Here is a 22,878-nt window from a genome sequence, read left to right on the forward strand (position 1 = left end):
ATATGAGGAATTTGCAAAAGCCTCATATGAAATAGTGTCAATAAGAAGTGGTTCTTTTGGGTCGAACTCAGGTCGCCTGGGCGGAAAAAACGCGGCGTTCAGGCAGTCATCAGGCGGTCGCGTCCGGCTTCCTTGGCCTTGTACAAGGCCTTGTCGGCCTCGGCGAACAACGCGAAGGACGACTCGCCCTCGGCCAGCACCCCGCCGGACAGCCCGATGGACGCAGACAGGTTGACGTGAGTGCCGTCCACCAGCGGGATGCTGCTGCCGCGCAGGCCGTCCAGCACCCGTCCGGCCACCTTGGCCGCTTCCCGCGTCCCCGTATCCGGCAGGATCAGGGCGAACTCTTCCCCGCCTACCCGCGCGGCCACGTCCGACGCGCGGATCGAGGAGCGCAGCACCCCGGCAGCCGCTTTCAGGGCCATGTCGCCCACCTGATGCCCGAAATTGTCGTTGATGGACTTGAAACGGTCCATGTCCACAAGCACCAGGCTCAGGGGTTTCCCGGACCGACGGCTGGAAGTGATGCACTCCTCCAGGCGCTGCCCGAAGAGACGGTTGTTGGCCAGGCCGGTCAATTCGTCCAGCAGGGCCAGTTTGGAGAGCCGCTCCTCCTCGCGCCCCAACATCCAGCCGAAAGCAGCGAAGGCGGCCATGGTGCCGAGCAGCATGTAGGCCAGCAGCCCCGGTGATTGGTGCACGAGTTCCAACGGTGGGGTCCCCTGGAGCGCGTTGATCGCAATCCACCCCGAAGGCGCGAACAGCGCCAGGAAAACGCCCTGCAATGTCCGGGCGCGTTTGTGTCTCTGCTTGGGAGGGCTCAAAAACGGCAAGCATGATAACATCTTGGCCACCGTTCCTAAAGGGGATGCGCAGCTTCTAGTCGTTCCGTGTGAAAAGGCAAGTACTTTCGAGGTGATAGGATTTCTTATAAAGAACTCTACCGCAAAGGTCTGAATTGCCTTGAATTAGCGGGCCTCGCCCGGCAAACCGGCCGAGGCCCGATAGTTTGACATCATCTGGCCAGTGCGCGTGATCGTACTTGCGAATTGAAACCGGCCACGTGCATTCGGCGCAGGGCGTTCCGTTGCGCCCAGTGCGTATTGAGCCGCGCTAGCCTGTAAAGTACAGTCCTTCGTCTCCCGCCTCGACAGTCACGGTCTGTCCGTCCAACACCTCTCCGCCGATGAGCTTGCGGGCCAGCGGCGTCTCGATGTGGGCCTGGATGTAGCGGCGCAGCGGGCGCGCGCCGTACACCGGGTCGTAGGCCGCGTCCGCGATGAACAGCTTGGCCGCGTCCGAGAGCGTGAGCGTGATCTTGCGCTCCACCAGGCGCGCGCGAAGCCCCGTGAGCATAAGCTCGATGATGGCCCCGATCTGGCTCTTGATGAGCGGCTTGAACAGCACCACCTCGTCCACCCGGTTCAGGAACTCGGGCCGGAAGTGTCCGCGCAGCGTCTCCATCACCCGGTCCGTGGTGCCGGGCTTGAAGGCCCCGTCGTCCTGGATGCCGTCCAGCATGAACTGCGAGCCCAGGTTGGAGGTCATGATGATGATGGTGTTCTTGAAGTCCACCGTCTTGCCGTGGCTGTCGGTCAGGCGTCCGTCGTCCAGGATCTGGAGCAGCACGTTGAACACGTCGTGGTGGGCCTTCTCGATCTCGTCGAAGAGCACCACGGAGTAGGGCTTGCGGCGCACGGCCTCGGTGAGCTGGCCGCCTTCGTCGTAGCCCACGTAGCCCGGAGGCGCGCCGATCAGGCGCGAGACCGTGTGCTTCTCCATGTATTCGCTCATGTCCAGGCGCACGATGTTTTCTTCCGTGTCGAACAGGGCCTCGGCCAGGGTCTTGCACAGCTCGGTCTTGCCCACGCCAGTGGGGCCGAGGAAGATGAACGAGCCGATGGGGCGCTTGGGGTCCTTGAGCCCGGCGCGCGCCCGCAGCACGGCGTCCGCCACGGCGGTGACGGCCTCGTCCTGGCCCACCACGCGCTGGTGCAGTTCATCCGGCAGGCGCAAGAGCTTTTCGCGCTCCGTCTCCAGCAATCTGGTGACCGGGATGCCGGTCCAGCGGGCGATCACCTGGGCGATGTCGTCCGGGCCGACCTCCTCGCGCAGCAGGCGCTGTCCGCCGGAGGCCTCCTCGATGGCTGCCTCGCGCTGATGCAGCTCGTTCTCCAGCCTTGTCAGGGTGCCGTATTTCAGTTCGGCGGCCTTGTTCATGTCGTATTCGCGCTCGGCCTTTTCCATCTCCACCTTGGTGCGCTCGATCTCGCCCTTGATATGGCGCAGCTCCTCGATGGACTGCTTCTCGCGGTCCCACTGGGTGAGCAGAACGGTCTGCTCCTCCTTGAGTCCGGCAAGCTCTTCACGAAGCTTGTCCAGGCGTTCCTTGGAGGCCTTGTCCGTCTCGCGGGTCAGCGCCGCCTGTTCAATCTCCAGCTGCATGATGCGCCGGTTGATGGTGTCCAGCTCCGAGGGCAGCGAGTCGATCTCGGTGCGGATCATGGCTGCGGCCTCGTCTATGAGGTCGATGGCCTTGTCGGGCAGCTGGCGGTCCGGCAGGTAGCGCTGGGAGAGCACGGCGGCCTCCACCAGGGAGGCGTCCGCGATGCGCACGCCGTGGTGCACCTCGAAGCGTTCGCGCAGGCCGCGCAGGATGGACACGGTGTCCTCGAGCGTGGGCTCGTCCACCAGCACGGGCTGGAAGCGGCGCTCCAGGGCGGGGTCCTTCTCGATGTACTTGCGGTACTCGTCGATGGTGGTTGCGCCGATGCAGTGCAGCTCGCCGCGCGCCAGCATGGGTTTGAGCAGGTTGCCCGCGTCCATTGCGCCTTCGGCCTTGCCCGCGCCCACAATAGTGTGCAGCTCGTCGATGAACAGGATGATGCGGCCTTCGCTGGACTGCACCTCCTTGAGCACCGCCTTGAGGCGTTCCTCGAACTCGCCCCGGTACTTGGCTCCGGCGATCAGCGCGCCCATGTCCAGGGCGAAGAGGGTCTTTTCCTTCAGCCCCTCGGGCACGTCCTTGTTGACGATGCGCTGGGCCAGTCCCTCCACGATGGCCGTCTTGCCAACGCCCGCCTCGCCGATCATCACCGGGTTGTTCTTGGTGCGCCGCGAAAGGATGCGGATGCAGCGGCGGATCTCCTCGTCGCGTCCGATCACCGGGTCCAGCTTGCCCTTCTTGGCTTCCTCCACCAGGTCGCGCCCGTACTTCTTGAGGGCCTCGTAGGTCTCCTCCGGGTTGGCGGAGGTGACACGCTGGGAGCCGCGCACGTCGGTGAGCACGCCAAGTATCTTCTCGCGGGTCAGCCCGAACTGCTTGTTCACCTTGCCCAGGGCCGAGGAGGCGGGCTCGTCGGCCAGGGTCAGGAACAGGTGTTCCACGGAGACGTATTCGTCCTTCATGGATTTGGCCAGATCGCTGGCCGCCACCAGCACCTCGTTCACCCTGGGGGTGACGGACACCTGTCCCGGCTGCACGCCGGGTCCGGAGACCTTGGGCAGCTTGCCCAGTTCGTCGTCCAGAGCGCGCTGGTAGGCGCGCACATCATAGCCCGCACGCTCCAGAAGGCGCGGGACCAGACCCTGCTCCTGCTGCACCAGGGCCAACATGAGGTGTCCGGCGTCTATCTGCTGATGCCCAAGTCGCACGGCCACGGCCTGGGCCTGTCCAATGGCTTCTTGGGATTTCTGCGTAAACTTGTTGAGGTCCATATGTTCGATTCTCCTTGAGGAGTGATTTGTACAATCAGACGAGGCGTTCCAGCTCGCGCACGCGCTTTTCCAGAAACTCCACGCGCTCCACGAGGTCCACGATGATGGATGCTCCCACTGCCGAAATATCCAGGTCGTGGCAGAGGCGCGACAGCTTCTTGACCCGGTACACGTCGCGGTGCCTGAACAGGTACTCGCTGCCGTGGGTCTGTTGCGGCGCGAGCCAGCCGAGTTCGATCAACTCCCCCACGAAGGAGGGGTGCAGACCGGTCAGTTCCATGAACTGGGTCCAGGCGATCAGTTGGGACTTCACGGGAAGTTCCGAGCTTGTGAAGACGGATATCTCAACCATGAGGCCTCCGAATGCTCGTGCGGCGTTACGGAATGTGATCCTGTACGGCTTCTCGACCCTTTGCCATTCGCTGAAACCGCGCGCGTGCCGTTCAATTGCCTAATGATGCGCGCGCGGGTCGAAGGTGGAGTTCTTGGCCAGCTTCTCCCACTGGGCGCGCTCCTTGTCGGTGATGTCTTTGGGCACCTGGATCATGACGCGCACCAACTGGTCGCCGCGTCCGGCCTTGCCGTTCAGGCCCTTGCCCCGGATGCGCAGCTTGCGCCCCGAGCCTATCCCGGCCGGGATGGTCAGGTCGATTTCTCCGTCCAGGGTCGGCACCCGAAGCGTCGCGCCAAGCACCGCCTCCCAGGGGGCCACGGGCAGGTCCACCACCACGTTTACGTCCTCGAGCTTGAAGCGCGAGTGCGGGCGGATCATCACCTTGAGGTACAGGTCGCCGGTTGGGCCGCCGCCAGCCCCCGGATAGCCCTGGCCGGCCAGGCGGATCTTCGCGCCGTCGCGCACGCCAGCCGGGATGTTCACCGAGAGCGTCTTGGGCTTCAGGTAGGGGTGTCCGTCGGGGCTTATGGCCTCCTCCTGCAAGGTGACGGACTTGGAGCCGCCCAGGTAGGCTTCCTCCAGGGTGAGTTCCAGGGAGGCTTCCACGTCCTGTCCGCGCTGGGGACGGCGCTGATAGCCGCCTCCGCCGAAGCTCTGTCCTCCGAAGCCCCCACCGCCGAAGCTCTGGCCGCCAAAACCGCCCATGCCGCCCGACGCGCCGAAGATCGTCTGGAAGAAGTCCGAGAAGTCTGCGCCACCGCCGCCGAAGTTGCGGAAGTTCTCGCGGCCCGGAGGCGGCTGGAAGTTCTGTCCGTGCTGCCAGTTAGGCCCCAGGGTGTCGTACATCTTGCGCTTTTCAGGGTCGCGCAGCACTTCGTAGGCCTCGTTGATGTCCTTGAATTTGCCCTCGGCGGTGCAGTCCCCAGGGTTCAGGTCCGGGTGGCAGGTGCGGGCCAGCTTTTTGAAAGCCTTGGATATCTCGTCCTGCGAGGCGGAACGGGAGACCCCCAGGAGTTTGTAGTAATCTTTGTATTCCACGTGGTTATCCTTTGGCAGGGAGCGTTCATGCCGTGGCAAGTTTACATAATAAGGAGCAAGGCGATTCCGTCAAGTACCTGAAACAAAAAGGCACGGCGGATTTCACCTCCAGGCTATACACGAGTCAAAGGGGGGAATCCAGAGTGGGATGGCGCGTTGCAATCCGCGCCGAGGCAGGCTAGCACCGGGGCATGACCAAGACCAAGGACTCGTTCAACAATCCGTTCGATCAGCTCAAGGGCTTGAAGCTCAAGAAGAAAGAGAAGCCCAAGCCCGTCGTCCCTCCCAAGCCTGCCGCTCCCAAAGACGCGCCGGTGGCGCAACCCGACGAGGAGGACCTCTTCAGGCTGGCCATGTCGGGCGTGGACCGCATGGGCAAGGCCCAGGCCGGGCGTCAGATCGCCGAGGTGGCCAAGCCCGCGCAGCCGGTGGCCAAGGTGGACCCCGACGAGCAGGCCCGGTCCATGCTGCGCGACCTGGTGTCGGGCAAGGTGGAGTTCGAGCTGGAATTCACGGATGAGTTCGTCCAGGGCTTCGTCATAGGCATCGACCAGAAGATTTTCCGCCAGCTGAAAGCCGGACAACTGAGCCCGGAGGCCCACCTGGACCTGCACGGCCTGAACGCGGAGCAGGCCTACGAGTCGCTCTTGTTCTTCATGCGCGACGCCTACTATCAGGGCAAGCGCTGCATCCTGCTGATACCTGGGCGCGGCATCAATTCGCCGGGGGGCATGCCGGTGCTCAAGCAGGAGCTGAAATCCTGGCTGACGCGCGATCCACTCAAACGCGTGGTGCTGGGGTTCTCCACGGCCCAGCCGAGACACGGCGGGGCCGGGGCCATCTACGTGCTGCTCCGGCAGCGCAAAAAGACCGAAGGCAAGATCAAGTGGGAGAACTTGTGGGGGGATGATTAGCCCCCCACAAGTTCGTGGTTGTGTGATCCGTCAGGTGTTTTTGTATAGATCAAGCAATATGACGCTCACTGGTTTGGAGTACGAGCTGAATTTCGTGAAGTTGTTTATGTTGCGTTCCTGAACGACGGTCCCGTCCTGACGTTTTATAGTGAGTTTTGCATTGGACGGAGGCGGACCATTGGCGTGAACTATTTCAAAATCCCCTTTGAGCGCTTCACTGGAAATCCTCATGATTTCCTTCCCGGACATTGGTTGTTTGTAGAATTCTCCGAACGACGTTGATGGATTTCCATAAAACAGTGACTCGTTGCCCCTGGTGATTTTCAGGTCCAGGTCGCAGCCCCGATTGTCCCAGGATAGTTCGACCATGACATATCCTGTCAGCTTTTCTACCGAAACCATGGAGGGGGGCGTGTTGTCCGGTTCTATTTTCCTCCTGCAATTGTTCTCTCTGTCGCTGATCGCAAGGTTGCCTATCTTCGAGAAAGACTGACGGCTAGAAGACGTCTGCCCGATAGTCGATCCTGTGAATTGGGCATAATCATCCCATAATTTGCTTTTGGCAGTCAGGTGGTCGTGCTTGTCAATGTTGTCCAGGTCAATGGTGTTCACCATTATGCCACATAATTTCGCCCTGAGGGTGTTAGGCAGGTGGTGGAGGGAGTTGGGATTGGAGAAGTCCGATGCTTTGGTAGCGAGCAAGGGGTTGGACATATTCAGCATTGTGACAATGATGTTCTTGCTGTCGCTAGTCTGGATATAATCCGAAAGAGTCATCGTGAGCGAGTACAAGCTGACTTGCTTGGCACTCTGCTGCTCTCTCGCGTCGCGTATGATTTTGTTCCATTCTGCTGAAATGACCTGGTTGCGAATGGAGTCGTTGAGGTCCGTGAGGGTGTCTGGGAATACGATCCTGCCCGAAGGGGATTTTTGCGATGCTCCAAATACCGTGATGATGTCGCCAATCACTGGTTTGGAATTTAAAAAATCCAGGATGTACTTCATTGACGGATCTTCTCCGTCTCGGGATGTCGCCTTTTCGTTGTATATGAAGATGTATTCTGTTCCAGCCGAAGCAGAGCCTTGCAACGCAATTATGAGGGCAAGTAGGATTGGGAATACTCGAGTTGCCATCATGATTTTACTCCTGCTTTGAGTGAGATGAAAGCCTTGCTGAGTTCTGCGTCTGCACGTTGGACATAGTTTTCAAGGCCTATGGAGGCCACTTCGTTGATGGTCGATTTGAGCTTAACCGCTTTTTCGTATGCGCTGACACGTTTGAAAAGCATGTCGAGAGCTTGACGGTTGTCGATGTATTCTGGATTTTCCATCTCAGGTTTACCGTGTTCCTTGATGATTTGGGCCAAGGATTTCGCGAACAGCATTGCCGTGCTCATTTCTGAGAGAATAATTGATGCAGATGTGAATATTTTCAGCGTTCCCTTGCCTATGACGGGGGCTGCGGATGCACCTAGTATTGGAAGGTTTTCCGGCTGGCCGAATGATGAGAGTAGCAGCGCTGTAATGGCTGTTAGTATGGATATAAGTGCTACGATTGCTGCAATTGTTGTTGTCAATCTGCTGTATTTTTTTAATTCATCCAGATATAATTCGGCAAACTTATACCCTGTCACTGAGATTGACATTACTATGCAGAAAAGATATGTGACAATTTTGTTTTGTTGGGCGAAAATAGAGTTTGCTATGAGTATTGATGGAAAGTTTATGAAGCTTAATCCCACGATAATGATGAGTAATAGTACTATTAGCGAGGCAGATAGCTTCGATTTCTTGGTCCAAGGCTTACCATCAGATTCTGGATCTTGAATTTTTTTTGGAAGTTGCTTCAGGATCGAAGCAATGTTCTTGATCATGGAATCGATCTGTTCCTTCTCGCTGAGATAATCGCTGATCAATGCATCAATCTTGTTTGTCGCGAGCCTGATGTCTTGCTCCCATAAAGATTTGTGATACTTGTAGATCTCGTCTCTGATTCGTAGAGGAACGCTTTCCTCGTCAGAGCAATGGCCGATAATAATATCAGTAATATACTTTTCGTCCGGGGTTTTCTGTTCAGTGATGGTTCGTACGTTTTTTTCAATTTCGGATATATCGAACATGAGTCGCATCTCCTTTTCGAGGTTGATGCACCGCGTGCGATATTTTTGTCAACAGGCTTTTATAGTTTTACGATTATATATCGCGTTGTGCAAGGGCTGACTGTGCCCTCGAATAGAAAAGGACGCTCCGTCGCCGGAGCGTCCTTTGAGTCATATCAATTCTCCTCGTCCTTTCAGGCCGCCGCTTCCCGCCTCTCAATCCCTTCCGGCCCCAGGGCCAGATCCACCTGCTTCACCTTGGCCAGGGACCGCTTCAGGATATCGCGATACTCCTTCATGTCGGTGGGGCCGTATTTGGCCTTCAGGTTCACCATGGCCGCCATGTCCATGACCTCGTTGTACAGGTAGGGCAGATAGAGCGGGTCCTGCTTGAGGAAGTGCAGCACGTTGTTCAGGAGCTGCCTGATCTCACCCTGGTGCTTGCCCGGCTTCTTCAGGAGCTTCTCGAAGCGCTTGGTGGCGTTTCGAAGCGACATGTTCCATGTGGCGTGCCGGGGCTGATAGACCGGGCGCACCCGTTGGCGGTTGGCGCGGCGAAGCGCATCCAGGAAGCGTTCGCGCGCCCCGGGCTGCGAGGCCAGAAGCCCCTGCTGATGGCACTCCTCCACGTCCACCACGCGGCTGCCTTCGATCTCCACTCCGCCGCCGTAAATGTTGTAGACGGGCACCTCAGCCTTGCGCAGGTCCTTCTCCAGGTCGCGCTTGGCCGAGAGGTAGCCCACGTTGGAGTAGATGGTCTTGCCCCACAGGTTGGTCATCTGCACGTCGCGGTTGGGGTCGAAGCTCTGCACATTCTGGTGCGCGTGGTGGCCCGGCGCGTGCGTGCGCTCCGCTGGCCAGGAGAAGTCCTGCCCGGCCAGGAGGATGCGGCTCACGCCCGCCCATGAGAGAAACCGCGCCAGTGTGACGCCCACGTTGCCGCCCGCGTCCAGCACCAACTCGTGCTCCTGGAACACGTAGGTGCCGATGCCGCCCATGGTCCACAGGGGGATCTTGGGGCCGGGATAGCGCTGCACGACCTCCGGATTGAGCTTGGTGGAGTAGATGAGCGGCAGGTCACTGAGCCAGGACATGTCCTGAATGTTGTCGTAGAGGCGCATCATATTTGCGCGAAAGTCGATGGCCAGGCAGAAGTCTGGCTTGAGGCCCACGCGCTCAAGCGCGGGCAGGGTCTGGAGCGCCGAGGCGTAGAGGGCGTGGCCTGGACGTTTTGCCAAAAGCGGGCCCATGTCCGCAAGGGACGGACCCGCGCCCAGGATCACCGCCGTGACGCCCTGGGCCATGCCTTTCATGGGCAGGAGGCTCCCGTTGTCCATGGCGTCCGCGTAGTTTTTGAGCTCGTTTCCGACCATGACCTCCTGCTTCAGGCGAAGCGTGGCCAGCTCAACGGAGAAGTTTTCCAGTTTGCCACGGGTGAGGTGGCTCAACTGGGCGTATTCCGGCCCGATCTGCTGCGAGGCAAGGTCGTTTCGCAGATGGATGTTGCCGTACACCAGATTGAGGTCCAGGCGCTGTATGGCGGCTTCCACCTGGTCGTGGCTGGGAACGATGAACCGCAGCTTGCCCGCCTCGATGAAGGGGCGGTAGTCGGTCTGGCCCAGGCAGGCCAGGAGCATGTCGGGGCGCGGCTCGATCACCAGCACCTTGTGGGTGTTGGGCGTGCCGGTGAGCACGTGGTTCAACCCATACCCCAGGTTCGCGCCGACGATGACCGTGGCGTCGCGCTCCGGCTGCTTCAGAACGCGCCATTCGTCGTAGAGTACCGGCAAGGGCGGGCACTTCTCGAAAACCCCGCCGCCGTCTTCCATGCGCCAGTCCAGAAGGCCCATGTGGTTGACGAAAACTCGCGAGAGCGCGCCCTCGATATCCTTGGCCGCGTGAGCCAGCCAGGTCGCCACCGGCTCCTTGCGGGCTGCCAGGGATTCCAGGTTGGCGGTGAGGTATTGGTGCAGGTTGATCATGGCGCATGGCTAGCAAATATCCTGCCAGATGCGCCTGCACGGACGACGGGTCGGAGGTTACTGATAATACGAAATATAATGAGGCCTGAGCTCGCGTTGTGTCCGCAAGGTCCGACCGGAGCGACAAAGATACGGCGCGTATCCGGCGCAAATCCGGCGCACATCGGGCCTGGCGTCAAAGTGGTGGCGGCAGGCGCAGAAAGGGCGGCCGGACCTTCACGGCACGGCCGCCCTTGACGGACGTAATCACTCGACTTGGTCACTACTCATGATGATGCGGGGAATCCCACGTGCTGCGGCATTGTCCCGGTCATGTCCGGCAGCCGGGCGGAAAGGCTTAATGAGCCAGCCGGTCTATGGCTGATTCGATCTGGCGTCCCAGCGGGGTCTGAAGGCTCAGCTGACGCTCCACGGCGGTGATGCCCTTGACCACGGTGGAGTGGCGGCGGTTGAAGCGGTCGCCGATGTCGTGCAGCGAAAGCTCGGTGTGCTGGCGGGCCAGGAAGAAGGCCGTGTTGCGGGCGATGACGTACTGGCGCTTGCGGCTTTTGGAGGTCAGGTGCTCGGCCTTGATGTCGTAGACCGAACAGACGTAGTCCACGATCTGGTCCAGGCCAAGGGAGGGCTGCTCCAGGTCGTAGTTCTGGAGGACGTCCCAGGCCATTTCCATGGAGATGGCCTGCCCCAGGATGCGGGCCTTGAGGGCCAGGTTCTGCAGGCAGGATTCCAGCTGGCGGATGTCGGTCCTGATGCGGTCGGCCAAAAGCCCCGCCACGTTGCCGGGCAGGAGCACCTGATGGCTGCGGGCCTTGCTCTCCAGGATGTTCAGGCGGGTTTTCAGGTCGGGGTGCTCGATGGTGGCCATGAACCCGGCGCACAGCCTGGAGGCCAGCTGGTTGTCCAGGCCGGTGAGCTCCTTGGGCAGGAAGGAGCTGGTGAACACCACGCGGCAGCCCCTGGACTGGAGCGCGGAGAGGGTGTTCAGCAGTTCGTCCTGAAGCTTCAGCTTGCCCTGGAAGAAGTGGATGTCCTCCAGGATGAGCACGTCCACGTTTTCGCGGAACTGGGCCTTGAAGCGCTCCATCTCGCGGGTCTTGATGGAGAGGATCAGGCGGGAGGAAAACTCTTCCGCCGTGAGGTAAGCAACTTTAGGGGGGGCGGAGTCCGACTCGGACAGGAAGTGGTTGCCCACGGCCTGGCTCAGGTGCGTCTTGCCCAGGCCCGGCCCGGCGCTGATGAAGAGCTGTCCGGCGGGCAGGGTCTCGCGGCACAGCCCCAGGGACGCCTCGTAGGCCAGGGCGTTGGAGGGCCCGACCACGAACTGGTCGAAGGAAAAACGGAACGGCGCAGGGGCTGCCTGGTCCGTGGTCTTGCGGCGCCTGGACTTCTGGGGCGCGCTGAGGACGCCCGCCTGGCCCCTCTGGCCGGTCTGGCCGGGCATGGCGATGAGCGGCGTTCTGGCTGGTGTTCCGGCGGTCACGATCAGGTTGGGGCTGTGTCCCATGACCTGCTTGGCCGCTTCGAGGATCTGGCCTGCAAGCCTGTCGCGCACCCAGGCGGCGACGAACTCGTTGGGAGCGTGCAGGGTGAGGCCGCCATCCTCGAGAGTGGCGGTCAAAGGCTTGATCCAGACTTGATACAGACCGGGATTCAGGCTGCGTTCGAGGATTTGTTGGATGTGTTTCCAGGTCGTGTTCGTCATGTTGGGTGTGATGCGCCGGCGTGGCATTTTTCTCAACCCGGCTGAGTGGCGGGAGCCGAACGGAGCCCGTCACTGGTTTTCCCAAACGTAAGTTCTTGTTATTGCGTGAGAGATGCGAAAACGACGGGGCCGTGTCAGCGAAGGCCAGGAGGCCGGGAAGCGGCATGTGCTCAGGGATTTCACTGGGGCAAGCCGAATGTTATGCACAGCATCTTGGAAAGTTATTAACAGGGTCTGTTTTTGTTTATTCCCCATTCTTCACGATTCATTTCTTTTTCTTTGGCTATTGTCAGGTTTTGCTAGCAATTTTTCTCTACTTTTGGGGTTGACAAGGTAGTTGTCATTTTTACCTGCGTGACCCGACGGATCCTGTCTTTTGGTAAGTGTTTTGAATTCTTTAATATGTCAAAAATACTGAAACTGATGCTTGAAATCGTGTCCGTCACGCAACCGGGAGCATGTCTTGAAAAATCCCTATTTCGCACGAATATGGGCGTTTTTTGAGGCGAAATCGCACAAGACCTCATCCTGCCTGGACATAGTTGCGCCCCGGCCTGAATCCCCTGTTTTCCAGGAAACCCGCCACATGCTCCGCAGCCCCCGGTGTGGCTACATAAGACACAACGAACACATCTTGCGGGGGTGAAACCTCGTTGTGATGTATGACGGGACGCCCCTGGAAAACATTGCCGATTTTTCTCGGATCGATGTCCAGGTAGGCGCAGATGCGTACGCCGTGCCTACAGAGTGCCTCGGCCCTTCGTCGGGTGACGCGCCCACCGCCGACTATCGTCACATGTGGATGGTGCGGATTGTTGCGCGCGAGCCAGGCGGCGAGATAGCCCGCTTTGAGCTCGTGGAAGGCTTCCAGGCAGTAGCGGGGGTCGGTGCGCGACAGCCTGTCCGGCGGATCGTTCCAGGTGAGCAGGGCGTCCGCCACGCGGCCCAGTCTTGCCCCGGCCTGGAGCCAGCGCAGCCAGAGTTCGTAATCTTCCGGGAAAGGCCCCTGGCGGTAGCCGCCAAAACGGACGAAGGAATCCGCACGGAACATCACCGACGGATGCGCCAGCGGGGCGTCGCGGAATGCGCCCAGGGCCATGTCTTCATGCGTGCGCAGGCTGTTCAGCCAGTCCACGTGGCGGGCATAGCCCGCGCATGCGTCCCTGTCGCCGCCGAAATGCACACCGCAGCCCACCACGTCGGTTTCGGGATTGGCGTCCAGATGACGGGCCTGGAGCAGCAGGCGGTCGGGATGGCAGGAGTCGTCGGCGTCCATGCGCGCCAGATAGCGTCCGCGCGCTCGCGACGCGGCCAGGTTCAGGGCGTGCGCGATGCCTAGCCTGCCCGGTTCCAGCAGGATGATCCTGGCGTCCAGGGCGGCATGCTCCCGCAGCAGCGCGACGGTGCGGCCGTCATCGTCGGAGCCGTCGTCCACGGCCAGGATTTCATGATCGAGGAGCGTTTGGGCGCGCAGGCTTTCCAGCGCAGTGGAGAGGTGGTCCGCCGCATTGCGGACCGGAAGGAGAACCGAAACGACCGGTTGCGTCACGGGCCGGACTCCATGAGTATTCCTGGTGCTCCGGGGGGGGCGGCTGGGGCTGTTGTCCCGGCCTTCCTCGGCGCAATAGGATCGGCAGGAAACCGCGAATACCCGTCGCCGTCAAGGTGAAAGCGAAACCGGCCGCCCCGGGAGGGGCGGCCGGTCGTCATGGTGTTACAGCACGGCAGCCTTGATGGCGTCGATGCCCAGGCGCTCTGCGAAGCGGGCGCAGCGCTCCTTCTTCTTGGCGTTGTCGCGGTAGAATTCCAGGAGCTTTTTGACCAGGGCGACCACCTGGTCCTTGTCCAGGTCCTCGGCCACCACGTCCGCAACGCGGGGCTTGCCGCCGGGATGGCCGCCGAAGGACACGGTGAAGCCGGATTTCTTGCCGATGACGCCCACGTCGCGCACCAGGGAGCTGGCGCAGCAGAAGGGGCAGCCGGAAACGCCCATCTTCACCTTGGCGGGAAGCTCCATGCCCACATAGAGCTTTTCGAGCTCCAGGCCCAGGCCCAGGGAATCCTGCACGCCGAACTTGCACACGCTGGTGCCGGGGCAGGCCTGCACGAAGTGCACACACAGCTCGATGGCCTGGCCCACCAGGGTGCCCAGGTCCTTCCAGATGTCCTCCACCTGTTCGGCCTTCATGCCCACCAGGGCGATGCGCTGGCCAGAGGTGATCTTGACGATGGGGATGGAATATTTCTTCACCACGTTGTTCAGGGCGTCCAGAACTTCGGGGGTGATGAGTCCGACGGGGGTGCGGGGGACGATGGCCCAGGTCTGGCCGTCGCGCTGAAGGATGGCGCCGCGGGGCGCCTCGGAAGTGGACATGAGATATCTCCTGGATTTTCAGATTTATTCCGAATAAGCCGGGTCTTTAGCCGCCCATGGCGAGGAATGCAAGTCACAGACGAGTATTTTTTGCGGCGGAAGAACACGAAATTGTAAAACCTTCGTCTTGCGGGGGTGTCCTCCTTTGTAGTAACATATTTTGGAAGCAGAATCTGGGAGCGTGTATGTCAATTAAGTCAAGTGTACTTGTCCTGTTGGGCATTGCTGCTGTTTTGGCAGTCGCTGCTGCTATAATGTCTTTGGGTTCTGGTGGAGCGCCTGCCTGGCTGATCTTAAGTATTGCCGTTACGGTCCTCGTAACATTGTCGGTTTTTGGCTTTATGATGGCTTCCCCCTTGAACAGACTTTTGGAGATGGCCCAGGCAGCAGAATCCACAAAATTGAACTCCAGCACGCCGTCTGCCGGTCCCGGCGAATTCGCAGTGCTTTCTACGGCCTTGTGCGATCTTTCCGAATGCCTCGCAACTGCCCGTAAAGCTGCTGCCGACAATGAGGCGGCGCTGCTTCAGGCGCAGAGAACCTGCGACGACTCCATCCTCCAGGCTCAGGAAGCCTCTCGGCTGGCAGAGGAGTCGCGCGCAGAGAACCTGCTCTCGGCTTCCACGAAACTTGAAACAGTGGTGGAGCGCATCATGAACTCCGCCGGGGCGCTGTCCAACCGGATGGAACGCATCTCCGAGGGCGCGGACCTTCAGAAGCAGCGCATGATCGAGACCGCCACGGCCATGGACGAGATGAATATGGCCATCGGGGACATCTCCCGCAGCTCCTCGGACGCCTCGGTCAGCGTCGAGCACTCCAAGGAACAGGCCGGGGCCAGTTCGCGCATAGCGCAGGAGGCCATCGCCTCCATCGCCAAGGTGAACGACGCCACGGCGGTGCTCAAGCAGAACATGGGCAGCCTTGGGGACCAGGCCAAGAGCATCGACCAGATCATCAACGTGATCAACGACATTGCCGACCAGACCAACCTGCTGGCGCTGAACGCCGCCATCGAGGCGGCGCGAGCTGGCGAGGCCGGACGCGGCTTCGCAGTGGTGGCCGACGAGGTGCGCAAGCTCGCCGAGAAGACCATGCACGCCACCAAGGAAGTGGGCGATTCCATCATGGCCATCCAGAACGCCATCCACCAGAACGTGGAGCAGATGGAAATGGCTGTCACGCGCGCGGACGAGGCGTCTTCCATGGCCCGCAAGTCCGGCGAATCGGCGGAACTGATCCTGCGCTACACCGAGGACAACACGTCCAAGATTCTGTCCATCGCCACCGCCTCCGAAGAACAATCCGCCAGTTCCTCCCACATCACCAAGGCCATCGACGAGGTGGAGCAGGTGGCCACGGAGATCGCCGACGGCATCCACGAGTCCGCCCATTCCGTGCTGGAACTTTCCGAACTGTCCCAAGAACTCTCGGTGCTCATCGCGGACCTCAAAAGCGGCATGCAGACCAACGTGCTCATGCCCTGGAACAGCGAGCTGGCCACGGGCGTGAAGATCATCGACGAGCAGCACCACCAGCTGGTGGACATGGTCAACCAGCTCTACGGCGCCATGAAGTCCGGGCAGAGCCGCAGCGTGATGGAGAAGATTCTGGACGGGCTGGCCGAATACACCGTGTACCACTTCGGCACCGAGGAGAAATACTTCGACCAGTTCAAGTACTCCGAGACCGTCCAGCACAAGCGCCTGCACGAGGAGCTCAAGAGCCAGGTGGTGGCGGTGATCGGCAAGTTCAAGTCCGGACAGGCCGACGTGTCCATGGACCTTATGAACTTCCTCAAGGACTGGCTGGCGAACCACATCATCAAGACCGACAAACGCTACGTGAAGACCTTCCTGGACAATGGACTGGAGCGTTCAGCAGGCATCAGCGGAGCGAAGGCCCTGGGTCGCTAGCCTCTTTCGTCACCTCCCATGCAAAGAGGCCGGGAGCGCTTGTTTGAGCGCTCCCGGCTTTTGTCTTTGGAAGGGGAGGGGGATGCCTCCGGCGGCCCAGAGGAGAACTTTTTGGAAAAAGTTCTCCTCCGGGACCTCCTCTCAAAAACTTTTAGCGGGCTTCGCATTCCATCGCGGGGTAACGTCGTCTGGACGGCATGGGGCTGGGTACTGTCCCGTTCGTGTCCTGGCGGGCGGGCTAGAATCGATTTGAAGACGATTCGTCGCCCGCCCGCCAGAACCCGATCGTGACAGCACCCAGCCCCTGCTATCGTTATGACGACGATCTTAAGAATATACAGCCCGGTAGCGCGGCTTTGCGCGCTTCCGGGCTTTCTTGCAAGATATCGGAAACGTAGCGGGGCGATATGCGAAGCCTACTGAGGGTCCAGGGGGATCATCCCCCTGGCGGGAGAGTCCAGAGAGGGCGGAGCCCTCCCTGGCCGCCGGAGGCATTGTCTTATTTCTTCTTCAAATACGGCCACATCTCCGACAACAGCATGCCCGAGAGCATAAGCGCGCAGCCCAGCATGCCGCGCGGCGTGAGCACCTCGCCGATGAGCACCCAGCCCGCCAGGGCCGCGAACACCGACTCCATGCTGAGGATGATGGCCGCGTGGGAGGGCGGGGCGTCGCGCTGGGCGATCAGTTGCAGCGTGTAGGCTACGCCCACGGAGAGAAGGCCGCCGTAGAGGATCGGCGCTGCGGCGTCCATCAGCCCGGAGAGGGCGAAGGATTCTCCGGCGAACCAGGCGATGCCAAGGCTTGCCACGGAGCAGAAGGCATACTGCCCCACTGCCAGATGGATGGGGTTCATGCGCGGTGCGAACCATGCTGCCACCAGCACGTGTCCGGCCCAGAAGAACGCGCCGACCAGCTCGAACAGGTCGCCGCGATTGATGCTGAAATCGTCGGTGATGCTCAGCAGATACATGCCAACGACCGCGATGGCGGCCCCGATCCATGTGCCCAGCGGAGTGCGGCTGCCAAGGAACGCGCCGAAGATGGGCACGAAGATGACGTACAGGCAGGTGATGAACCCGGCTTTCCCGGCGGTGGTGTCTTGCAGGCCGATCTGTTGCAGGCTGGCGCCGAAGGTGAGGGCCAACCCGGCGCACAAGCAGCCGAGCCAGGCCGGGGCGTGCATGCCGGGGGCGGCGCGCATGGCGTTTTTCGAGCGCATGGCCAGGGGCAGCAGGGCGGCCGCGCCCAGGGCGAAGCGGACGCCGTTGAAGAGAAACGGCCCCACGTGCTCCATGCCCACGCGCTGGGCCACGAAGGCGAGGCCCCAGATGGTGGCCGTGACCATGAGCAGCAGATCGGCCCTGAGGGTTTTGGACATTGTTATCTCCCGTGCGTGCGGATGCGCGCCGACCACTGGCCCTGCGCGACGGCGAACACGCGCAATAGACCCTATGCGGACCAAAGATCAAGGCCGTATCGGATGGAATTCCGTGCGTTTGCGTATGAATTCGACGAATCGGGCATCGCAGGCGATGCGGGCGGTCCGAAGCGGTCAGGAGTCCTGGGGCCTCTGGGCTTCCAATTCGGCAAGCATCTGGGCGGCCTCGGTGAAATCGGACTTGATGGCCAGGGCCTGGCGGAGATGGTCGGCGGCTTTGTCTTTCCTGGCTGCGTGGACATAGGCTTTGGCGATGTTGTAATGCAGATTCTCGTCGGAGGGCGTGAGCGACAAGGCGCGGGTGTAGGCGTGCAGCGCCCCTGACAGGTCGCCGGAGCGGCGAAGCCGCACGCCAAGGGTGTTGTAGGGGTTCACGGCTTCCGGGTCGTGCCCGAGGATCTCCACGTACAGTTCTTTGAGCTCCTGGAGCTTGTCCTGCATGGCCAGGATGTCCGCAGCTTTCTTCAGGTTCTCCATGTGCCGCTCCATGTCGCCCAGGCCCTTGTAGGCGTGGGCGAGCCCCCGGTAGGCCTCTGCGAAGAGGGTGTTCATGGCCAAAGACTTGTTGAAGCACTGGATGGCCTGGCCGAACTCCTGCTTGCGCAGGTGCTCCAGGCCCTTGTTGAACCAGGCCAGGGCGTCGTTTTCCTGGGAGACGGCCAAGGTCAGCTCCTGGACGGCCTCGCCATGGTGTCCTGTCCAGGCCAGCTGCATGCCCTTTTCCAGGCGCGCCTGGCTCTCGTCGTCGGGCCTGCTGCTTTCCCAGGCGGCCTTGATGTGCTTGGCGAAGGTGTCCTGGAGGTAGGGCCGCAGCACGTAGCCGCCGCATCCGGCGGAGATGGCGGTCAGCACGTGCTCGCGGCGGCCATTGGCGGAAACCATGACCACGGCCTTGCCCGAGAGTTCCTGGTCGCGCTTGATGGCTCGCATGCACTGTATGCCGCCAATGTCCCCGGTCTTGTCGCCCACCAGGACCAGTTGGATGGACGCTTCCGGCAGGAAGGGCTTGGCCTCGCCAATATTCTGGAATTGTTGTATGTTGGTGAACCCGAGCCGGGAGAGGGTCTGGCGGTCCTTGTTCATCTGGGCGGAGTCCGAATTGATGAGGGCGACGCCGATTCTGGCTGGTTCGTAGCGCATTCAAAAAAATAGCACCGGCCTGTGCAGCTGGCAAGGCGCGGTCGATCAATACGCCACGTCTTGCACGTGCCGCAGGAGCACAAGGGGACAGACATGACGGGACACACCGGAAAGAAATTTGGGGCCGTTGCCCTGGTGGCAGCGGCGATCGGCCTGTTCTTCTGGCTGGACGGCCCGAAGTACCTGGACCTTCAGACGCTCAAAAGCTCCCGCGACGGGTTGCAGGCGCTCTACGAGCAGAAGCCCGTGCTGATGCTGGGCGGATTTTTTCTCATCTATGTGGCGGCTGCGGCCCTGAACCTGCCGGGCGCGGTGGTGCTCACCCTGGCGGGTAGCGCGGTATTCGGGTTCTGGGCGGGGCTTTTGGTTGTGTCGTTCGCGTCCAGCATGGGGGCCACCCTGGCCTGCGCCCTGTCGCGCTACGTGCTGCGGGACATGATCCGCCAGCGGTTCACAATAGCCATCGCCAAAATGGACACAGGCGTGGCCCACGAAGGGGCCTGGTATCTCTTCTCGCTACGCCTCGTGCCGGTGATCCCCTTCTTCCTGATTAATCTGGCCATGGGGCTGACGTCCATGCCGCTGCGCACCTTCTACTGGGTGTCGCAGGCGGGGATGCTGCCGGGAACGGCGGTGTACGTGAACGCGGGCACGGAGCTTGGTCGCATCGAGAGCCTGCGGGACATCCTTTCGCCCGGCCTGCTGGTGGCTTTCGTGCTGCTGGCCGCGTTTCCTGTTGTTGCCAAGTGGGCGATCAAAAGATTCAGGCGCTAAGCCTGCCCGGCGTTGGCGGAGAGTCGGCGCTGCATCTCGGCGATGGTGCGGTCCAGGATCTCGCGCAGGCGCAGCGCGTTGGCCGGGGTGAGCACGATGCGGTTGGCGATCTTCACCTGATTGGCCACGGAGCGGTTCACGTTGCCGAACTCCAGGATCACGTCGTCGGGGCCGGCATACACGGTGAAGAAGTCGCGGTAGACGTACTCCAGGTCGGCGGGAAACTGCATCTGGACCTGCTGGCCCTGGTCTTGCTGGGACATGGTGAACTCCTTGGCGAAATATGAAGAATTATTTCGCACGGATTGATTCAAAAGAGAAGCCCCGCCAGCGTTATGCGCGCTGGCGGGGCGTATTTGCGTTCGGGAGTGCGGGACGAAATCAGGGCAGGGTCAGGCGTGCGGCGGCCTGGGCCAGGGCGTAGAGCGGGGCCGGGTACAGCCCGCCGATGAGCAGCGACACGGCCAGCCCGCCGCCTAGGAGCGCTCGGGCCGGGGTGAGGGCCACTGACGCCAGCAGGCTGCCTGCCGGGGCCTGGGCCTGCGCGTCCTGGGTCTGTGCGTCCTGCTCCGTGGGCTCAACCGTGTAGGCGTGTCGCACCATGTTCAGATAGTAGAAGATGGCGATGGCCGTGTTGATCACCGCCACGATCACCAGCCAGTCGTGCCCCTTGCCCCACAGCGAGCCAAGCAGGAAGAACTTTCCGGCAAATCCGGCCGTGGGCGGCAGGCCAACCAGCGAGAACGCCGCCACCAGCAGCACGAAGGCCATGCCGGGCGAGCGCTTGTACAGGCCGTTCAGGCTCTCAAGCGTCGGGTTCACGTCCCCCTGTCCCAGGCGGCAGACCACGAAGAAGGCCGCAAGGTTCATGAGCAGGTAGCAGATGCCGTAGAAGGCCGCCGAGGCCAATCCCTCCGGCCCGGCAGCCACCAGCCCCATCACCGCGAAACCGGCATGCGACACGCTGGAAAAGCCCAGCAGGCGTTTGAGATCCTTCTGGGCCAGGGCCGAGAGGTTGCCGGCCGTCATGGACAGAGCCGCCAGCACGGCCAGGGCGGTCCCGGTCTGGGCGTTCATGCCGATCTCGCCCACAAGCCGCACCAGTACGGCCAGCGCGCCAAGCTTTGGCAGGGTGGAGACGAAGGCGGCCGTCTCGTTGCCCACGCCCTGGTACACGTCCGGGCACCAGAAGTGGAACGGGAACAGGGCCAGCTTGAACAGGAACCCGCACAGATAGAGCGACATTCCCAGGATGGCCAACGGCGCTTCGGTCATGTTCCAGGGCTTTGCGGCCAGCTCGGAGAGATACGTCGTATGCTGCGAGGCCATGATGAGCGACAGCCCGTACAGGGACAGCGCCGTGACCATGGCCCCGTACAGGATGTACTTCACGGCGGCCTCTGCTGCCGGACGGCTGTCCGCGCGCAGCGGGGCCACGGCGTAGAGGCTGAGCGATGCAAGCTCCAGGGCCAGATACATGGTGGTCAGTTCCGCCGCAGAGGCCATGAGCATGAGGCCAAGCGAGGATATCGCCAGCAGCATGAAGTAGTCAGGGCGCTTTTCGTCTCCCACGCCAGCAGGGCGCGGCCCGATGGCCGTGACCACCGCGAAGCCGAAGGCCACGGCCAGCTTGAAGAACTGGGACAGCGCGTCCACCTGGTAGCAGCCGCTGAAGGCCGTGCCGTGCGCGCCGAGGCTCGCCGCAGCCAGCAGAGCCACAGCGCTTGAGAGCCAGATGGTCAGGCCGCCCAGGCGCTTGAAGCAGTCGTAGCCCAGGGTCTCCAGGAAGAAGACCACCACGAGAGCGGCCATGCCGATTTCAGGAGCGAGCAAGCTGGCGTTCATCTGGCGGCCTCCGCGAGTATGGGCGCTGTTGGCGCACTGGCAGGCGCGCCATGGGGCGCAGTCATCACGACCTTGACCGTGCCCCGGTTCATGTTGGCCAAAAGCCTCGTGAGCGACGGCTCGATGGTGCGCAGAGCCAGTCCGGGAGCGAATCCCAGATAGAGCACCAGGACCGCCATAGGGATGAGGGCGGCCCACTCGCGCCGGTTCAGGTCAGCCCATCCCTTGGCCGTGGTGGGCGATCCCCAGGCCATGCTGCGCGTGGCGCGCAGCATGTAGGCAGCGGCCAGCATGGCTCCGGGAATGGACAGGAAGGCGGCCCACAGGTTGGTGGAGAAGGCCCCGGTGAGCACCAGCAGTTCGCCCACGAAGCTGTTGGTGCCGGGAAAGGCCAGGGAGGACAGCGCGAACAAGCCCCACATGCCCATGAAGGCGGGCAGGTACTTGCCCATGCCCAGATGGTCGGCCATCTCGCGGCTGTGGCTGCGCTCGTAGGCCGCGCCCAGCATCATGAACAGCGCGCCGGTGGTGATTCCGTGGTTGAGCATCTGAAACAGCGCACCGGAGAGCCCCTGGATGTTGAACATGAAGATGCCAAGCGTCACGAAGCCCATGTGTCCAACGGAGGAATAGGCCACCATGCGCTTCAGGTCCGTCTGGCCCAGGGCGGTAAGCCCGCCGTACAGGATGGAGGCCACGGACAAGGCGATCATGAGCGGCGCGAAGAACACGCTGGCCTCAGGCGTCAGCCCCAGGCAGAAGCGCATGAAGCCGTAGGTTCCCATCTTGAGGAGCACCGCCGCCAGGATGACGCTGCCCGCGCTCGGAGCCTGCACGTGGGCCGCCGGGAGCCACGTGTGGAACGGGAACATGGGCACCTTGATGGCGAACGCCAGGGCCATGGCCAAAAACGTCCAGCGCTGGAAGGCCACGGGGAAGTCCTTGCCCAGCAGTTCCGGTATGGCGAAGCTGCCGCCCACGGCCTTGAAGGCGATGATGGCCACCAGCAAAAGCGTGCTGCCCGCCAGGGTGTACAGGAAGAATTTCAGCGAGGCGTAGCGTCGCTCAGGCCCACCCCACACGGCGATCAAGAGGAACATGGGGACGAGCATGGCCTCCCAGAACACGTAGAACAGCACCAGATCGAGCGCGGAAAAAACGCCCACGCAGGCCGCCGTCATCACCAGCAGGCAGATGTGGAACTCCTTCACGCGGATCTTGATGTAGGTCCAGGAGCACAGCACGCACAGCGGCAGAAGCAGCACCGAGAGCATCACCATGAACAGGCTCAACCCATCCAGGCCCAGGTAGTAGCTCATGCCCCACTGCGGCACCCAGGCGCGCATCTCCACGAACTGGAAGCCCGGCAGGGCGGGGTCGAAATTGTAGAGCGGGATGCTCAGGAGAAGCTCCAGCACGCCCACGGCCAGAGTCAGACCCCTGACGGCGGATTCGCGCCGAAGGAGGAGGACGGCCAACGCCGCCGCCAGGGGCAGGACCATGAGGCAGGTCAATATGGGAAATCCGCTGTGGCCGGTCATG

At 61.6% G+C, this 22,878-nt stretch carries 18 protein-coding genes; 3 read left to right on the forward strand and 15 right to left on the reverse strand.

The genetic code is table 11. The annotated features are described in order from the left end of the window. Nucleotides 1–98 precede the first annotated feature (98 nt). The 4 genes from G453_RS23090 to G453_RS0108500 all read right to left on the reverse strand — a co-directional run bounded on the left by G453_RS23090 (nucleotide 99) and on the right by G453_RS0108500 (nucleotide 5,149). The gene (locus G453_RS23090; protein WP_169725305.1) at nucleotides 99–701 is read right to left on the reverse strand and encodes a GGDEF domain-containing protein; all 603 of its coding nucleotides are present in this window, start codon (nucleotides 699–701) and stop codon (nucleotides 99–101) included. A gap of 412 nt (nucleotides 702–1,113) precedes the next feature. Continuing rightward, nucleotides 1,114–3,717: an ATP-dependent chaperone ClpB gene (gene clpB / locus G453_RS0108490; protein ID WP_027190713.1), complete on the reverse strand. Its 2,604-nt coding sequence runs from the start codon at nucleotides 3,715–3,717 to the stop codon at nucleotides 1,114–1,116. Nucleotides 3,718–3,751: 34 nt separating this feature from the next. Next, on the reverse strand, nucleotides 3,752–4,069 hold the full coding sequence (locus tag G453_RS0108495) for a chaperone modulator CbpM (RefSeq protein ID WP_027190714.1): 318 nt from the start codon (nucleotides 4,067–4,069) through the stop codon (nucleotides 3,752–3,754). Nucleotides 4,070–4,168: 99 nt separating this feature from the next. Continuing rightward, nucleotides 4,169–5,149 carry a DnaJ C-terminal domain-containing protein gene (locus G453_RS0108500; RefSeq protein ID WP_027190715.1) on the reverse strand — a complete coding sequence of 327 codons (981 nt, stop codon included), beginning with the start codon at nucleotides 5,147–5,149 and terminating at the stop codon, nucleotides 4,169–4,171. A 191-nt stretch (nucleotides 5,150–5,340) separates the two neighbouring features. Here G453_RS0108500 and G453_RS0108505 point away from each other — a divergent pair, with 191 nt between their 5' ends. Further along, nucleotides 5,341–6,063 (forward strand): Smr/MutS family protein, encoded by a 723-nt coding sequence (locus G453_RS0108505; RefSeq protein ID WP_027190716.1) that lies wholly within the window; start codon nucleotides 5,341–5,343, stop codon nucleotides 6,061–6,063. A 30-nt stretch (nucleotides 6,064–6,093) separates the two neighbouring features. Here the strand turns inward: G453_RS0108505 and G453_RS0108510 are convergent, their stop codons facing one another. From G453_RS0108510 to G453_RS0108535, 6 genes are all read right to left on the reverse strand, one after another. Next, nucleotides 6,094–7,200 carry a hypothetical protein gene (locus G453_RS0108510; RefSeq protein WP_027190717.1) on the reverse strand — a complete coding sequence of 369 codons (1,107 nt, stop codon included), beginning with the start codon at nucleotides 7,198–7,200 and terminating at the stop codon, nucleotides 6,094–6,096. After that, the gene (locus tag G453_RS0108515; RefSeq protein ID WP_027190718.1) at nucleotides 7,197–8,183 is read right to left on the reverse strand and encodes a hypothetical protein; all 987 of its coding nucleotides are present in this window, start codon (nucleotides 8,181–8,183) and stop codon (nucleotides 7,197–7,199) included. Before G453_RS0108515 ends, G453_RS0108510 begins: the two co-directional genes overlap by 4 nt. 173 nt (nucleotides 8,184–8,356) lie before the next feature. Continuing rightward, entirely contained in the window at nucleotides 8,357–10,144 is a 1,788-nt protein-coding gene (locus tag G453_RS0108520; RefSeq protein WP_235731723.1) for a motility associated factor glycosyltransferase family protein, read from the reverse strand. Nucleotides 10,145–10,481: 337 nt separating this feature from the next. Continuing rightward, nucleotides 10,482–11,846 (reverse strand): chromosomal replication initiator protein DnaA, encoded by a 1,365-nt coding sequence (locus G453_RS0108525; protein ID WP_027190720.1) that lies wholly within the window; start codon nucleotides 11,844–11,846, stop codon nucleotides 10,482–10,484. A 523-nt stretch (nucleotides 11,847–12,369) separates the two neighbouring features. Next, nucleotides 12,370–13,395, reverse strand: a complete 1,026-nt coding sequence (locus tag G453_RS0108530) for a glycosyltransferase (RefSeq protein WP_027190721.1) — start codon at nucleotides 13,393–13,395, stop codon at nucleotides 12,370–12,372. Nucleotides 13,396–13,560: 165 nt separating this feature from the next. Continuing rightward, nucleotides 13,561–14,220 (reverse strand): nitrite/sulfite reductase domain-containing protein, encoded by a 660-nt coding sequence (locus G453_RS0108535; RefSeq protein ID WP_027190722.1) that lies wholly within the window; start codon nucleotides 14,218–14,220, stop codon nucleotides 13,561–13,563. Nucleotides 14,221–14,576: 356 nt separating this feature from the next. On the opposite strand from G453_RS0108535, the gene G453_RS0108540 reads away from it, so the two are divergent. Beyond that, nucleotides 14,577–16,136 (forward strand): bacteriohemerythrin, encoded by a 1,560-nt coding sequence (locus G453_RS0108540; protein WP_235731724.1) that lies wholly within the window; start codon nucleotides 14,577–14,579, stop codon nucleotides 16,134–16,136. 499 nt (nucleotides 16,137–16,635) lie between these two features. Here G453_RS0108540 and G453_RS0108545 read toward each other — a convergent pair whose 3' ends face one another. Then, nucleotides 16,636–17,517: a DMT family transporter gene (locus G453_RS0108545; RefSeq protein ID WP_043645041.1), complete on the reverse strand. Its 882-nt coding sequence runs from the start codon at nucleotides 17,515–17,517 to the stop codon at nucleotides 16,636–16,638. Nucleotides 17,518–17,691: 174 nt separating this feature from the next. Then, nucleotides 17,692–18,717, reverse strand: coding sequence for a tetratricopeptide repeat protein (locus G453_RS23095; RefSeq protein ID WP_051272047.1), 1,026 nt, complete (start codon nucleotides 18,715–18,717; stop codon nucleotides 17,692–17,694). Nucleotides 18,718–18,810: 93 nt separating this feature from the next. On the opposite strand from G453_RS23095, the gene G453_RS0108555 reads away from it, so the two are divergent. Further along, nucleotides 18,811–19,491, forward strand: a complete 681-nt coding sequence (locus G453_RS0108555) for a TVP38/TMEM64 family protein (RefSeq protein ID WP_027190725.1) — start codon at nucleotides 18,811–18,813, stop codon at nucleotides 19,489–19,491. Here the strand turns inward: G453_RS0108555 and G453_RS0108560 are convergent. The 3 genes from G453_RS0108560 to G453_RS0108570 all read right to left on the reverse strand — a co-directional run bounded on the left by G453_RS0108560 (nucleotide 19,488) and on the right by G453_RS0108570 (nucleotide 22,877). Continuing rightward, nucleotides 19,488–19,754 (reverse strand): DUF3467 domain-containing protein, encoded by a 267-nt coding sequence (locus G453_RS0108560; RefSeq protein ID WP_027190726.1) that lies wholly within the window; start codon nucleotides 19,752–19,754, stop codon nucleotides 19,488–19,490. The genes G453_RS0108555 and G453_RS0108560 overlap by 4 nt on opposite strands. 118 nt (nucleotides 19,755–19,872) lie before the next feature. Then, entirely contained in the window at nucleotides 19,873–21,336 is a 1,464-nt protein-coding gene (locus tag G453_RS0108565) for an NADH-quinone oxidoreductase subunit N (RefSeq protein WP_027190727.1), read from the reverse strand. Beyond that, nucleotides 21,333–22,877, reverse strand: coding sequence for a complex I subunit 4 family protein (locus G453_RS0108570; protein WP_027190728.1), 1,545 nt, complete (start codon nucleotides 22,875–22,877; stop codon nucleotides 21,333–21,335). The genes G453_RS0108565 and G453_RS0108570 overlap by 4 nt, the downstream gene beginning before the upstream one ends. Nucleotide 22,878 lies beyond the last annotated feature (1 nt).

Origin of the sequence: Fundidesulfovibrio putealis DSM 16056 (assembly GCF_000429325.1) — a bacterium.
Taxonomy (GTDB): domain Bacteria; phylum Desulfobacterota; class Desulfovibrionia; order Desulfovibrionales; family Desulfovibrionaceae; genus Fundidesulfovibrio; species Fundidesulfovibrio putealis.

Excerpts from the sequence above, each read along its gene's own strand:
- G453_RS0108570 (WP_027190728.1), bottom strand. The coding sequence starts at position 22,877 with ATGACCGGCCACAGCGGATTTCCCATATTGACCTGCCTCATGGTCCTG.
- G453_RS0108505 (WP_027190716.1), top strand. The coding sequence starts at position 5,341 with ATGACCAAGACCAAGGACTCGTTCAACAATCCGTTCGATCAGCTCAAG.
- clpB (WP_027190713.1), bottom strand. The coding sequence starts at position 3,717 with ATGGACCTCAACAAGTTTACGCAGAAATCCCAAGAAGCCATTGGACAG.
- G453_RS0108495 (WP_027190714.1), bottom strand. The coding sequence starts at position 4,069 with ATGGTTGAGATATCCGTCTTCACAAGCTCGGAACTTCCCGTGAAGTCC.
- G453_RS0108555 (WP_027190725.1), top strand. The coding sequence starts at position 18,811 with ATGACGGGACACACCGGAAAGAAATTTGGGGCCGTTGCCCTGGTGGCA.
- G453_RS23095 (WP_051272047.1), bottom strand. The coding sequence starts at position 18,717 with ATGCGCTACGAACCAGCCAGAATCGGCGTCGCCCTCATCAATTCGGAC.
- G453_RS0108510 (WP_027190717.1), bottom strand. The coding sequence starts at position 7,200 with ATGATGGCAACTCGAGTATTCCCAATCCTACTTGCCCTCATAATTGCG.
- G453_RS0108565 (WP_027190727.1), bottom strand. The coding sequence starts at position 21,336 with ATGAACGCCAGCTTGCTCGCTCCTGAAATCGGCATGGCCGCTCTCGTG.
- G453_RS0108560 (WP_027190726.1), bottom strand. The coding sequence starts at position 19,754 with ATGTCCCAGCAAGACCAGGGCCAGCAGGTCCAGATGCAGTTTCCCGCC.
- G453_RS0108520 (WP_235731723.1), bottom strand. The coding sequence starts at position 10,144 with ATGATCAACCTGCACCAATACCTCACCGCCAACCTGGAATCCCTGGCA.
- G453_RS0108515 (WP_027190718.1), bottom strand. The coding sequence starts at position 8,183 with ATGTTCGATATATCCGAAATTGAAAAAAACGTACGAACCATCACTGAA.
- G453_RS0108525 (WP_027190720.1), bottom strand. The coding sequence starts at position 11,846 with ATGACGAACACGACCTGGAAACACATCCAACAAATCCTCGAACGCAGC.
- G453_RS0108545 (WP_043645041.1), bottom strand. The coding sequence starts at position 17,517 with ATGTCCAAAACCCTCAGGGCCGATCTGCTGCTCATGGTCACGGCCACC.
- G453_RS0108535 (WP_027190722.1), bottom strand. The coding sequence starts at position 14,220 with ATGTCCACTTCCGAGGCGCCCCGCGGCGCCATCCTTCAGCGCGACGGC.